The following is a 13245-nucleotide window of genomic DNA, read 5'->3' on the forward strand; positions in this document are numbered from 1 at the left end:
CTTCATCTTGGAAAAAATACCTGCGGGGGTCCGGGGGGGGCACCCCCCGGCGGGGGGGGCCCCCGCGCGGGGGGCACCCCGGCACGCACGGCGCGGCCCCCCGGGGGGGGGCTGGGGGGGGGGGGAGCGCCTGGGGCGGCCCCCGGGGGGCCCCCCGGCCCGCGGCGGGCCCCGCCCCCCGGGGGCGCAGGGGGGGGGGGCACCCGGTGGGGCGGGCCCCCGCGGGGGGCGGGCGCGGGCGGCGGGGGCGCCCCCCCCGCCCCCGCCCCCCCCGCCGGGGGGTGCCCCCCCCGGACCCCCGCAGGTATTTTTTCCAAGATGAAGGAAGGGGCCGGGTCGGACCGGCCTCTTTCGTTTGTGGTACGAAGGTCTGGGGTCAGTCTGCGGCGGCGGGTTCGAGTTCTTCGCAGCCGCGGGTCTGAACGCATGTGCTGCTGGGCAGAGGCTCGGCGCGGCGCAGGACCCGCTTCGTGCATTTCACTTCCCGGAGCAGTACGTAGGCCGGCGTGACGAGGGTCTTTTCCTCGATATAGATCGCCGGGTAATGGGTCATGGTGATCTGCCCCTTGTCATTCTCGTCGTGCACGAGGCGGGCCTTGCGGACGAGACGCCGGGAATAATCGTATTTCGCCTCGACGCTGACTTTCTTGTAGCAGCGCGGAGCGGGCACCCCGTCTGTGTCCACCGCAGAAGCGGCGGAATTGGCAAGAGACGCCAATACCAATGTCCACGCCAAGACGCGTCCCATGTTGCCCCCTGTTTCAGCCCTGCGCCGGAGTCTTCAATATTTCCGGCGCATTGGCAAGTTTTCCACAGGCTGTGTCCGGAGAATTTCCGGGGCAGAAACACAAAGGCCACGGCAAGCAAAAAGGGCGCGGGTTGGCAGCTCCCCACGCCCTTCGATTTGTTTCACCTCAGGAGAGGATTATCTGCAGGCGGTTTTCACGGCCACGTAATGACCGGGCGCTGCCAGCGTCTTGTTCTCCTTGTAGACCGCCGGGTAGTGCATCTGCACCATCTGACCGTTGGCTGCGTGCTCCCACTCGGTGTGAGCTGCCATGATCAGGGTCTTGGAGGTGTTGTACTTGGCGGGGACCCAAACTTTGTCGTAGCACGCCACGACCTGACCTTCCCAAGCGAAGGCCGGAGCTGCGAGAGCTGCGAGAGCTGCGAGAACAGCGGCGCCAGCAAGAACTTTTTTCATGATCTTTCTCCCAAGAAAAAATTGTAGGTGAGAGAACCTTAGCCAAAGAAATTCAGGTGGCGCGACAGGAATTCCGTACTTGCCGACGCAAAATCGCCCTAGACCCCCGGATTCCCCCGGAAATTCGGGAATCTGTGGCCAGAGTGCCATATTTTTGCAACGGTTCCGCGGTGTTGGCGGCCCCAATTCGCTTTCAGAAGCGGAAACATTTCCAGATTCAGAAAACTTTGTTGTGGATAACTGCACGGTATTCACAGTTTCCCTCGAATCAGCCACTTCTCAAAGACAGGCGAAAGGCCGGAATCCGCCGATGGCAAAGCATTGCTCACGCCGCGGTGAAGTTCGGGCGGGAAGGCGCCGAATTGGGTTCAACTCCTGTGGATAACCCTGTGACCGAGTTCGATTTCACCCGTTGTCACCACCCGGGCGCACCAGCCGCCGTGACCCCTCATCGCGGTGTAACCGCCCTGCCCCAGAACCGCCTCCATCCGTGAGCACGGCGCGCAGGGGGCGGTGATCTCTAGCATCACCTCGCCGATCTGAAGGCCGAACTCCCGCGCGGCGGTCAGGTTGAGCCCGGAAACCACGATATTGCGGCGAAGCATCTCTGCCGTGACCGTCCGCCCGCAGAGCGCCGCGATGACGGGGATGTGTTCCGCCTGGATCAGGGTGACGGCACGTTTGCCGCAGCGCCCGTGGTCGCCCTCCAGCCCGTTTTCCGTCACCGTGCAGCGGGTGACGGCCTGCGGGAGTGCCAGCCGGGCGGGCCGGAGGCCGATCCAGTCGACCCGCCCCGGCCCGGCAAAGCGGCGGCGCAGCTCTGCAAGCGGGATCACTCGGTGATCTCGACCACCATCAGGTCGCGTTCGGAGGCACCGCGGGCGTGATCCAGCGCCGCCTGATAGGCATCCGAGTTGTAACACTCCACCGCAGCCTCGACGCTGGGAAAGCGGGCGACCACGTTGCGCGGCCGGTCACGGCCTTCGAGCTGCACGTAACGGCCGCCGCGCGCGATGAATTCTCCGCCGTGGGCGGCGATGGCGGGCCCCGCCAGTTCGGCGTATTTTCCGTAGGCCTCGGCGTCGGTGACCGACACATGCGCGATCCAGAGTGCTGGCATCTCATTTCCTCCAAAAGAATTGGCCCCGGCGCGTGTCCGGGGCCCCATGGTTTGAAGCGGTGAAGGGCGCCGGGGTCAAGCCCGGCCGCGCGTCATCCGGCGATCACGGCCCGCGCCGCGGCGATCGCGGCATCGGCGTTCTCGACCGAAGCGCCGCCGCCCTGGGCCATGTCGGGACGGCCACCGCCGCCCTTGCCGCCCAGTTCCGGCACCGCGGCCTTGACGAGGTCGACCGCGGACAGCGTGCCCTTCAGGTCATCCGTCACACCTGCGGCCACGGCCGCCTTGCCACCGGCATCGGCAATCAGCAGCACCGCGCCGGAACCGAGCCGGGTCTTGTGCTCGTCGATCAGCGGCGGCAGGTCCTTGCCCGTCACGCCGGTCAGCACCTGCGCCAGGAACTTCACCCCGCCGATCTCCTCGGCCTCGGGACCTGCGCCCTGCCCGCCACCGGCCATCGCCAGTTCGCGGCGCAGGCTGGCCACCTCGTTCTCCAGCTTGCGGCGTTCGTCCATCAGCGCGCGGACACGGGCCGGAACCTCGGAGGCCGGCGCCTTCAGCTCTGCCGCGACGGCGGCCAGCGTCTGGCCCTGCTGGGCAAGGTGGTCGAGCGCAAGCTGCCCGGTCAGCGCCTCGATCCGGCGCACGCCGGCAGAGGACGCGCTGTCGCCGAGGCAAACAAACGCCCCGATGTCACCGGTCTGGCGGACGTGCGTGCCACCGCAAAGCTCCAGCGAATAGGTCGCGCCGTCCGATCCCTTGCCGGAACCGGGCTTCGAGCCCATCGACACCACGCGGACCTCGTCGCCGTACTTCTCGCCGAACAGCGCCTGCGCCCCGATGGCGCGCGCGTCGTCCGGCGTCATGATGCGCGTCGACACCGGCGCGTTCTGCCGGATGTAGGTGTTCACGTCCCGCTCCACGTCCTTGATTTCGGACGCGGAAAGCGCCTTGCCGTGGCTGAAGTCGAACCGCAGCCGGTCCGGCGCGTTGAGCGAGCCGCGCTGTGCCACGTGATCGCCAAGCGCCTCGCGCAGCGCCTCGTGCAGCAGGTGCGTGGCGGAGTGGTTCGCCCGGATCGCGGACCGGCGGCCATGATCGACCTCAAGTGAAAGCGCGTCGCCCTTGGTGAACGTACCCTTGTTCACTTGAACCAGATGCGCGAAGACCTTGCCCCCGCCCATTTTCTGCGTGTCCTCGACCGTCGCGATCTCGCGTTCGTTTTCCAGACGGCGCAGCCAGCCGGTGTCGCCGACCTGACCGCCGCTTTCACCGTAGAACGGGGTCTGGTTCAGGACGATCCAGCCCTTCTCGCCCTCGGCCAGCGACTTGACCTGCGCGCCGTCCTTGACCAGCGCCAGCACCTGGCCCTCAGCCTGCTCGGTGTCGTAGCCGAGGAAGTCGGTTGCGCCCGCGGTTTCCGCGATGTCGTACCAGACAGCGGTGTCGGCCGCGTCGCCCGAACCGGACCACGCCGCCCGTGCGCGCGCCTTCTGTTCCGCCATGGCGGCGTCGAAGCCCGCGGTGTCCACAGACCGGCCCTTTTCGCGCAGCGCATCCTGCGTCAGGTCGAGCGGGAAACCGAAGGTGTCATAGAGCTTGAAGGCCGTCTCGCCCGGCAGGGCCGCCTCTTCGCCAAGGCCCGCCAGTTCCTCGTCCAGCAGCTTCAGACCGCGGTCGAGCGTCTGCTTGAAGCGGGTCTCTTCGCTCAGCAGCGTCTCCTCGATCATCGCCTGTGCGCGCGACAGTTCCGGATAGGCGGTGCCCATCTGGCGGACCAGCGCCGGGACCAGCCGGTGCATGAGCGGATCCTGCGCGCCCAGCAGGTGGGCGTGGCGCATGGCGCGGCGCATGATCCGGCGCAGCACGTAGCCGCGCCCGTCGTTCGACGGCATCACGCCGTCCGCAATCAGGAAGGAGGTCGAGCGCAGGTGGTCGGCGATCACCCGGTGATGCATCTTGCCCGGCCCGTCCGGATCGACCGACGTCGCATGCGCCGACGCCTCGATGAGCGAGCGCATCAGGTCGGTGTCGTAGTTGTCGTGCTTGCCTTGCAGAAGCGCGCCGATCCGCTCCAGCCCCATGCCGGTGTCGATCGACTGCATGTCGAGCGCCTTCATGGAGCCGTCCTCGAACTGCTCGTTCTGCATGAAGACGACGTTCCAGATCTCGATGAAGCGGTCGCCGTCCTCTTCCGGCGATCCCGGCGGGCCGCCCCAGACCTCGGGGCCGTGGTCGTAGAAGATTTCGGTGCACGGACCGCAGGGACCGGTCGGGCCCATCTGCCAGAAGTTGTCGGAGGTCGCGATCCGGATGATCCGGTCCTCCGGCACGCCCACCTTCTTCCAGATCTCGAAGGCCTCGTCATCGGTATGGTAGACGGTGGTGTAGATCCGGTTCTTGTCGATCCCGAACTCGCGCGTCACCAGTTCGTAGGCGAAGGGGATCGCCTCCTTCTTGAAATAGTCGCCGAACGAGAAATTCCCGAGCATTTCAAAGAAGGTGTGGTGCCGCGCGGTGTACCCCACGTTGTCGAGGTCGTTGTGCTTGCCGCCCGCCCGCACGCATTTCTGCGCGGTCGTCGCACGGTCGTAATCGCCCTTCTCGACGCCGGTGAAGCGGTTCTTGAACTGCACCATCCCCGAGTTGACGAACATCAGCGTCGGGTCGTTGCGCGGCACGAGCGGGCTCGACGGGACGATCTGGTGCCCCTGCTTCTCGAAGTAGTTCAGAAATGTGGAACGGATGTCGTTCAGGCTTGCCATGTCTCGGGGCCTCTTTGCGGGCTATCAGGTCTGGTGGCCTGATGTATCTGCCGTGCGGGCATCTGTCCATGGCAACAAAGGGTTCGGCCGGGCCTTTGACGCGGGCGGCCACTTCACCATGACGTCATGGTCCCGGACCCACAGGTCTACAGGGCGGAAATGGGTGGTCCTATGGCCCCCAAATTCGGGTCAGCAAAAAGCATTTTCAAAGAAAAGGGCGCCCCGCAGGACGCCCCATTGTCTTTCGGAGAAGGACCGATCCCCTTGGCGAGGCCGGACTATTCGTCGTCGTCGACCATGTCCGGCTCTTCTTCCGGCATGTGGAAGTCCAGCCCGTGCGCGGCACGGATCTTGTCCTCGATCTCAAGCGCGACGCGGGTGTTTTCACGAAGGTAGGTCTTGGCGTTCTCACGCCCCTGCCCGATCCGCTCGTCCCCGTAGGAGAACCACGCCCCGGACTTGTCCACGACACCGGCCTTCACGCCGAGGTCCAGAAGCTCGCCCATCTTGGAGATGCCTTCACCGTACATGATGTCGAATTCGACCTGCTTGAACGGCGGCGCGACCTTGTTCTTCACCACCTTCACGCGGGTCTGGTTGCCGACGACCTCGTCGCGGTCCTTGATCGCGCCGATGCGGCGGATGTCGAGACGGACGGAAGAGTAGAACTTCAGCGCGTTGCCGCCCGTCGTCGTCTCCGGAGAGCCGAACATGACGCCGATCTTCATGCGGATCTGGTTGATGAAGATCACCATGCAGTTCGACCGGCTGATCGACGCGGTCAGCTTGCGCATCGCCTGGCTCATCAGGCGGGCGTGCACGCCGACGGAGCTGTCGCCCATGTCGCCCTCGAGCTCGGACTTCGGCGTCAGCGCCGCGACCGAGTCGACGACCACGAGGCTCACCGCACCGGAACGCACCAGCGTATCGGTGATCTCGAGCGCCTGTTCGCCGGTGTCGGGCTGCGAAATCAGCAGCTCGTCCAGATCGACGCCCAGCTTCCGCGCGTACTGCGGATCGAGCGCGTGTTCCGCGTCGACAAAGGCGCAGACCCCGCCCTTCTTCTGTTCTTCCGCCACCACGTGCAGCGTCAGGGTTGTCTTGCCCGAGGACTCCGGGCCGTAGATCTCGATGATCCGGCCCTTGGGCAGACCGCCGATCCCGAGCGCGATGTCGAGACCGAGCGACCCGGTCGAGGTCGACTCGATGTCCTTGATCGCGTTCTCGCCACCCAGCTTCATGATCGAGCCCTTCCCGAACTGTCGTTCGATCTGGGCCAGGGCGCTGTCCAGCGCCTTCTGCTTGTCCGCGTTCCGCTTGCTGTCCATACTGAGAAGATCTGCCGTTGCCATTCTTTGGCTCCTTATTCCACACGCACCGGGGCGCGGCAATCGCTGCTTTCGTTCGCCTCTTGTTCTCGTCAAGATGAGCACAAAAGTAGAACATTACAAGTCAATTCTTTCCTTCCGCAGCTTGCGCCCACAGGGTTAAAAGAAGGTTGAGCAAATCGAGAGACTTAGAGAATGTTGGTGTTCTGGAAGCAGCGTCTGGTGATGCTGGCGGTGCCGAAGACCGGGACCTCGGCCTATGCGACGGCGCTTGGCCCCTTGGCGTCGATGGTCGTGTCCGACCCGCCGGAGCTGAAACACGCGCCGGTCTACCGCTACAACCGCTTCTTCCGCCCGATGTTGGAGAAGGTCGGCGGCGAGGACATGGAGCTTCTGGCCGTGATCCGCGAACCCGTGTCGTGGCTTGGATCCTGGTACCGCTACCGGCAGCGCGCGTTTCTGGAGGGCAAGCCGACCTCGACCCGCGACATGAGCTTTGACGACTTCTGCCAGGCCTACGCGCAGGGTGACCGCCCGCCTTTCGCCAATGTCGGCAGCCAGGCCAAGTTCGTGGAGCCGCGCCCCAACGGCGTTTCCGTCACGCATCTCTTCAAGTACGAGAATCAGTCCGGTCTGATCGGCTTCCTTGAGGATCGGCTGGGCGTCACGCTGGACCTGCCGCGCGAAAACGTGTCGCCCCGGCGCGACACCGACCTTTCCGCTGCGACGGAAGAGAAGCTGCGCCGCAAGTGCGCCGAGGATTTCGAGATCTGGGAACGCGCCACCTGAACGCCGGGGTTCCGATTGTCCGATCAAGGGCTTGGCGGCTTCAGTTCAACTGCTGGTGCACCGTCTCGGTCAGTTCGGAAAGCGAGAAGGGTTTGGGCAGGAAGACGGAGTTCGGGATCGCCTCCGACCCTTCGCCGAACGCATCCTCCGCATAACCCGAGACAAAGACGACGCGCGTGTCGGGGCGGCTTTCGCGGGCCTTGCGCACCCAGGTCGGCCCGTCCATGCCCGGCATCACGACGTCGGTGACAAAGACATCGACCGCCAGCTTCTCGTCGTCGAGGGTCTTCAGAGCGTCTTCGGCCGTCTCCGCCTCGATCACCGTGTAGCCGCGCAGCCGGAGGGCTCGGGCGGCAAAGGCGCGCACCGGCGCCTCGTCCTCGACCAGAAGCACCACGCCCGATCCCTTCTGCGGCAGGCGGGCCTCTTCCTTGATCGCCACCGGCGCGGCCTTCGCGGCGACGACCTCATGGGCGGGCAGCATCAGGGTAAAGCAGGTGCCCTGCCCGACCACGCTGTCGACGAAGATGAAACCGCCGGTCTGCTTGACGATGCCGTAGACCGTGGAGAGGCCCAGCCCGGTGCCCTCGCCCGTGCGCTTGGTGGTAAAGAACGGCTCGAACACCTTCTGCAGCTTGTCGGCGGGGATGCCCACGCCCTCGTCGATCACCCGGACAGAGACGTAGGTGCCCGGCGCCACCACCGCTCGGTCGCGCTTCAACGGTTCGCGCAGTATGCGGCGCTCCGTCTCCACGAGGATCTCGCCGCCTTCGGGCATGGCATCCCGGGCGTTCACCACGAGGTTCATCATCACCTGTTCCAGCTGCCGCCGGTCGCCGCGGACGGGCGGCAGCGCCGGGTCGTGGCGCAGGGTCAGGCGCACCTTCTCGCCCACCAGCCGGTTCAGCAGGTGGGCCAGGTCGGACAGCGTGTCGCGCAGGTCCAGCACCTCCGGCTGCATGGTCTGCTTGCGCGAGAAGGCCAGAAGCTGCCCCACCAGCGCCGCCGCGCGGTTGGCGTTCTGGTTGATCTGCACTAGGTCGCCGTAATCCGGATCGCCCTGGTCATGGCGCAGCAACAACAGGTCGCAATGCCCTGAAATCGCGGTCAGAAGGTTATTGAAGTCATGCGCGACGCCGCCAGCAAGCTGACCGATGGCCTGCATCTTCTGGCTCTGGACGAACTGCGCCTCGAGGGTCTTGAGCTCGGTCGCGTCGTTCAGCACGGCGACCAGCCGCTTCTCCCCGTCCTCGATCACCCGGTTCAGCGTCACCTGGACAAAGACCTCGCGGTCGGCGCGTGTCAGGCGCAGGAACTCCGAGCGGTGCAGGCCGCGTCCGTCCGCCGCCTCCTGCAGCCAGTCCTTGATCGCGCGGCCCAGCCCTTCCATGTGCTCGGCCAGCTGGCCCGGCGCCGTGGTGCTGCCGAGGTCGAGCATGCGCCGCGCCTCCGGGTTGGCGCGCAGGATGGCGCCGTCTGGCGACACCTTCAGCAGCGGCACGGGCAGCCCGTCGAAGGTGCCGACGCTGTCCTCCGGATCCGTTTCCGTCGCGATGGGCGAGAGCACCAGTTCCACCCGCCCGGCGCCGATGTCGCTCGACTGCACCAGCACCCGTTGCTCACCGTCCGTGTTGCTGAGGTGATGCACGCCGCCCGGGCGCAGCGGCAGGTCGACGAAGACATCCTCCAGCCGTTTCGCCCGCCCGCCGACAAGGCTGCGCGCCGCGGCGTTCATGTATAAGATGGCGCCGTTCCGGCCCAGCGACATCAGCGGCAGGTCGCTGCGCACGGTCCCGGCGCTGCGCTGCGCCTCCGACTCCAGCCGCCAGAGCACAGCGTCGTCGGAGAAGCGCCTGACATATATGCGAAAACCCTCGGAATGGCTGGTGACGTCCTCGATCGCGTAGCCGGTCGTCAGGCTCTTTTGCCAGAGCCGGTAGAGGATGCCCTCGCTGCTGGCAAAGACGTCGCGCAGGAGCTGCGCCAGCGCCTCTCCCTTTGCCGGTTGAAAGCGGCTGCGGGCGGCGGCGTTGGCGTGGTAGAGGCGCCCGCTGTCGTCGCAGATGAAGCAGAAGCCCGGCTCCGTCTCTGTGAACTCGGCAAGACGACGCAGCGTGCGGCGGTTGCGGCCCGACTGGTAGATGTCGACGGCCAGCCAGATCAGCGCCACGCAGGACAGTGCGCCGGTCACGGCAAGGGCGGCCACCTGCACCTCATGCGCGCTGGCCCATTGCGAGACCCACAGCGCACAGGCCGCGATGACGATAAGGATCACCGACCCGATAATCGGGGTGAGGCTGTGCAAATTGTCGCCACGGCGCGCGATGATGTCCTCCACAACTGGCTTTCGCCTCGAATCGCCTCCATCCATTCGACTGCCGAGAGGTTAACGGCATGTTAACCGTGATAGCGCACGACGCAACTTACAGCCCTAGGTTGTGGCTTCATGCGGCACGGTCGGATGCGGTCAGGCGTGGCCCGAGATCAGGCAGCAGACGAAGAACCCGTCGCCGCCGTCCGAGGGCAGGAACTGCCGTGACGGCCCGCGCCGCCAGTCCGGTCTCTCCGCGAGGAACCGCGCGATCTGCGTCTCGTTCTCGACGGCCAGCACCGAACAGGTGGCATAGGCGAGGCAGCCGCCCGGCGCGACGAGGTCGGCGCAGGTCGCAAGGATGCCCTGCTGGATGCCCTGCAGGTCCGTCAGGCGGTCTTCGGTCAGGCGCCACTTGCCTTCGGGCGCACGGCGCCACGCGCCGCTTCCGGAGCAGGGCACATCCGCCATCACCAGGTCGAAGACCCCTTCGGGTTTACGGGTCACGGTGACCTCCGCCCCGGCCCGCGCCGCGCGTTGCGGCAGATCGGACATCCGGCCCGGATCGGCGTCATGGGCATAGATACGCGCCCCCGGCAGCCGTGCCGCCAGCGCCAGCGTCTTGCCCCCGCCCCCGGCGCAGTAGTCGAGCACGCGGCCCACGCCCTCTGCCGGGATCAGATCGACCACAGCCTGGCTTGCGGCGTCCTGAAGCTCGACCCAGCCGTCGGTGAAGGCCCCGGTCCGCACCAGCCCCCGCGCGCCGGACAGGACCTCAAGAGCGGTGGGCGACAGGGGATGCGGCGCGGTCTCCACCCCTTCGGCGGCAAGGCGGTCACGCGCCGCCGCCAGATCGCTTTTCAGGGTGTTGACGCGCAGGAAGACCGGCGCCCGGTCCCGCAGGGCCAGCGCGGTCGGACCGGCGGCCTCGCCCAGGTCCGCAAGAAACCTCTCGGCCAGCCAGTCCGGCAGGTCCCAGGCGTCGGCGCCTTCGGGCGTATGACCGGCGGCGCGCTCCGCCTCCGTCAGCGGTGCGGGCGCATGGCCCTTGCCGTCGAACAGCGTATCGGGATCGGTATCGCGCAGACGCAGGAGGCCGAGCATCCGGGCGCGCCCGCTCTCTCCGCCGCCCATCGCCGCGGTCGACCGCCACATCCGCAGCATGTCGAAGACATGATCGCGCACAGCGGCACGGTCCTTCGACCCGGCAAAGCGCGAGGTACGTCCCCATGTGGTCAGCGCCTTCTCGGCGGCCTCGCCTTGCGCGATCCGGTCGATCAGCTCGGCGGCGGCCTGGATGCGGGCCGCCGGCGTCACAGGGCAACCCGCGCGAAGCCGTCCCCGTCCTGCGCGAGGCGGGCAAACTTCTGCGGTCCCAGCATGTGACAGCCGGACCAGACCAGACCTTCGGCCGCGACGCGGGACAGCGCGGCCAGACGCGTCTCGGCCGCCTGCACCGGGTCCACGTCATAGGTCGGCGACAGGTTCGGGTCGGGCAGTTGCAGCGCCTCGGCGTGCACGATGTCCGCCACGATTGCCAGCGTGCCGATCCGCAGGCCGCTGTGGCCCGGCGTATGTCCCGGCAGGTGCCAGAGCCGCATGCCGTGACCCAGGTCGGCACCGTCCTCCAGCAGCAGGAGCCGCCCCGCCTCTGCCACCATGCGGCCGCCGGGCGCGTCCTTGCGGCGCCAGTGGTCCGCCTCCGCGCGGTGCATCAGCACTTCGGCCTGCGGAAAGACAAGGCCACCCTCGCCGAACGCGCCGCCGACATGATCGCCGTGCAGGTGGGTGAAGATGATGCGGTCCACGTCGCGCGGCGCGATCCCGAGGTCCGCCATGAGGCGCACCATATGGCCCGCGCCCTCGCCCACCAGAGATCCGCACCCCGTGTCCACGAGGTCGATCCCGCCCGCGTGCCGCAGCACGTAGGCGTTGAAGGCGGTGGTGATGTCCTCCATCCCCCGGGCCGCCAGCCGCGCAGTCCGGGTGTCGGCGTCGAGCGCAGGAAAGACCTCCGGCGGCAGCACGGTGCTGCCGTCGGTCAGGCACAGGACCTCCACCTCGCCTGAGACGAAGCGATCCACCCCGGGCGTTCCCGCGCCGTCCATCAGCCGATCCGGTAGTTGGGCGACTCGCGGGTGATCTGCACGTCGTGGACGTGGCTTTCCTTCAGACCCGCGCCGGTGATCTTCACGAAGGTGCAGTTGCGCCGCATGTCCTCGACCGTCGCGTTGCCGGTATAGCCCATCGCCGCGCGCAGACCGCCCACAAGCTGGTGGATGACCACGCCCGCCGGGCCCTTGTAGGGCACCTGCCCCTCGATCCCCTCGGGCACCAGCTTGTCGCTTGCGGCATCCTTCTGGAAATACCGGTCCGCCGAACCGCGCGCCATGGCGCCGAGCGACCCCATGCCGCGGTAGGCCTTGAAGGACCGGCCCTGGTAGAGGATGACCTCGCCCGGGCTTTCGTCCGTGCCCGCGATCATCGAGCCGACCATGGCGCAGGAGGCGCCCGCCGCGATCGCCTTGGCGAAATCGCCGGAGAACTTGATGCCGCCGTCGGCGATCACCGGAACGTCGCCCGCCGCCTGCGCGCAGTCCATGATGGCGGTAAGCTGCGGCATGCCGACACCGGCCACCATCCGCGTCGTGCAGATGGAGCCCGGGCCGATCCCGACCTTGACCGCATCCGCGCCCGCGTCGATCAGCGCCTTCGTGGCGTCCGCCGTCGCCACGTTGCCCGCGATGACCTGCACCTCGTTCGACAGCCGCTTGGCCCGCGTCACCGCCTCCAGCACCCCGCGCGAATGGCCGTGCGCGGTGTCCACGACGATGATGTCGACGCCGGCATCGACCAGCGCCTCCGACCGTTCGTAGCCCGAGTCGCCGACGCCCGTGGCCGCCGCGACCCGCAGCCGCCCCAGCTCGTCCTTGCAGGCGGTCGGGTTCAGCACGGCCTTCTCGGTGTCCTTCAGCGTCAGCAGGCCGGTCAGCTTGCCGTCCTTGTCGGTGACCAGGAGCTTCTCGATCCGGCGCGCGCGCATCAGGCTGATCGCCTCCTCGCGGTCGGCGGGTTCGGTCAGGATGGCCAGCCGGTCCGAGGTCATCATCGCCTTGACCGGCGTCTCGTCCTTCTGGGCAAAGCGCATGTCGCGGTTGGTCACGATCCCCACGACGCGGTGCTTCTCGTCCACCACCGGGAAGCCGGTGAAGCCGTAGCGTTCCGTCAGCGCCTTGGCGTCCGCCAGCGTCTGTTCGGGGGTCAGGGTGACGGGATTGTAGACGATGCCCGATTCGAAGCGCTTGACCCGCCGGACCTCGCGCGCCTGCTCGTCGACGGAGAGGTTCTTGTGGATGACCCCGATCCCCCCGGCCTGCGCCATGGTGATCGCCATCCGGCTTTCGGTCACCGTGTCCATGGCCGAGCTGAGCAGCGGAATGTTCATCTTGATCGACTTCGTCACCCGGGTGCGCGTGTCCGCGGTGGACGGAAGCACCACGGATGCGGCGGGAACAAGAAGAACGTCATCGAAGGTGAGCGCCTCGCGAATCTCCATTGGAAGTCTCCTTTGGGAGGGGATCGGTTGGCACGTCCCTATTGCATGGGCCGTCAGCGAGGGAAACCCCCAAACCGCCGCCACGTCATGCCGCCCGCGCAATGCCCCTTTGATGCGGGCCGACGCACGGTACCTGCCGGACCGGAGCTGCCTGACGCGCGCAGGCCACCCG

At 67.1% G+C, this 13245-nt stretch carries 11 protein-coding genes; 1 reads left to right on the plus strand and 10 read right to left on the minus strand.

Going from position 1 to position 13245, the window contains the following annotated elements:
- Positions 1–376: 376 nt before the first annotated feature.
- The 6 genes from ACU0DV_RS21110 to recA form a co-directional block, all read right to left on the minus strand.
- Positions 377–748 (minus strand): hypothetical protein, encoded by a 372-nt coding sequence (locus ACU0DV_RS21110; RefSeq protein ID WP_446241862.1) that lies wholly within the window; start codon positions 746–748, stop codon positions 377–379.
- A gap of 177 nt (positions 749–925) precedes the next feature.
- Positions 926–1204: a hypothetical protein gene (locus tag ACU0DV_RS21115; RefSeq protein ID WP_446241861.1), complete on the minus strand. Its 279-nt coding sequence runs from the start codon at positions 1202–1204 to the stop codon at positions 926–928.
- Positions 1205–1572: 368 nt separating this feature from the next.
- Entirely contained in the window at positions 1573–2040 is a 468-nt protein-coding gene (locus ACU0DV_RS21120) for an MOSC domain-containing protein (RefSeq protein WP_446241860.1), read from the minus strand.
- Positions 2037–2324 (minus strand): DUF1330 domain-containing protein, encoded by a 288-nt coding sequence (locus ACU0DV_RS21125; RefSeq protein ID WP_100930440.1) that lies wholly within the window; start codon positions 2322–2324, stop codon positions 2037–2039. The genes ACU0DV_RS21120 and ACU0DV_RS21125 overlap by 4 nt, the downstream gene beginning before the upstream one ends.
- A gap of 92 nt (positions 2325–2416) precedes the next feature.
- Positions 2417–5089 (minus strand): alanine--tRNA ligase, encoded by a 2673-nt coding sequence (alaS, locus tag ACU0DV_RS21130; RefSeq protein WP_446241859.1) that lies wholly within the window; start codon positions 5087–5089, stop codon positions 2417–2419.
- A 278-nt stretch (positions 5090–5367) separates the two neighbouring features.
- A complete protein-coding gene (recA, locus tag ACU0DV_RS21135) occupies positions 5368–6441 on the minus strand; it encodes a recombinase RecA (RefSeq protein ID WP_100930438.1) in 1074 nt (357 codons plus the stop codon).
- Positions 6442–6612: 171 nt separating this feature from the next.
- Between recA and ACU0DV_RS21140 the strand changes: the two genes are divergently transcribed.
- Positions 6613–7206, plus strand: coding sequence for a gamma-glutamyl kinase (locus tag ACU0DV_RS21140; protein WP_446241858.1), 594 nt, complete (start codon positions 6613–6615; stop codon positions 7204–7206).
- Positions 7207–7246: 40 nt separating this feature from the next.
- Here ACU0DV_RS21140 and ACU0DV_RS21145 read toward each other — a convergent pair whose 3' ends face one another.
- From ACU0DV_RS21145 to guaB, 4 genes are all read right to left on the minus strand, one after another.
- Complete coding sequence (locus ACU0DV_RS21145) at positions 7247–9544, minus strand: ATP-binding protein (RefSeq protein WP_446241857.1); 2298 nt, start codon at positions 9542–9544, stop codon at positions 7247–7249.
- Positions 9545–9673: 129 nt separating this feature from the next.
- On the minus strand, positions 9674–10834 hold the full coding sequence (locus ACU0DV_RS21150; RefSeq protein WP_446241856.1) for an RsmB/NOP family class I SAM-dependent RNA methyltransferase: 1161 nt from the start codon (positions 10832–10834) through the stop codon (positions 9674–9676).
- A complete protein-coding gene (locus ACU0DV_RS21155) occupies positions 10831–11625 on the minus strand; it encodes an MBL fold metallo-hydrolase (RefSeq protein WP_446241855.1) in 795 nt (264 codons plus the stop codon). The genes ACU0DV_RS21150 and ACU0DV_RS21155 overlap by 4 nt, the downstream gene beginning before the upstream one ends.
- The gene (guaB, locus tag ACU0DV_RS21160; protein WP_100930433.1) at positions 11625–13073 is read right to left on the minus strand and encodes an IMP dehydrogenase; all 1449 of its coding nucleotides are present in this window, start codon (positions 13071–13073) and stop codon (positions 11625–11627) included. Before guaB ends, ACU0DV_RS21155 begins: the two co-directional genes overlap by 1 nt.
- Positions 13074–13245: the final 172 nt, after the last annotated feature.

This window comes from Sagittula sp. (assembly GCF_052825245.1).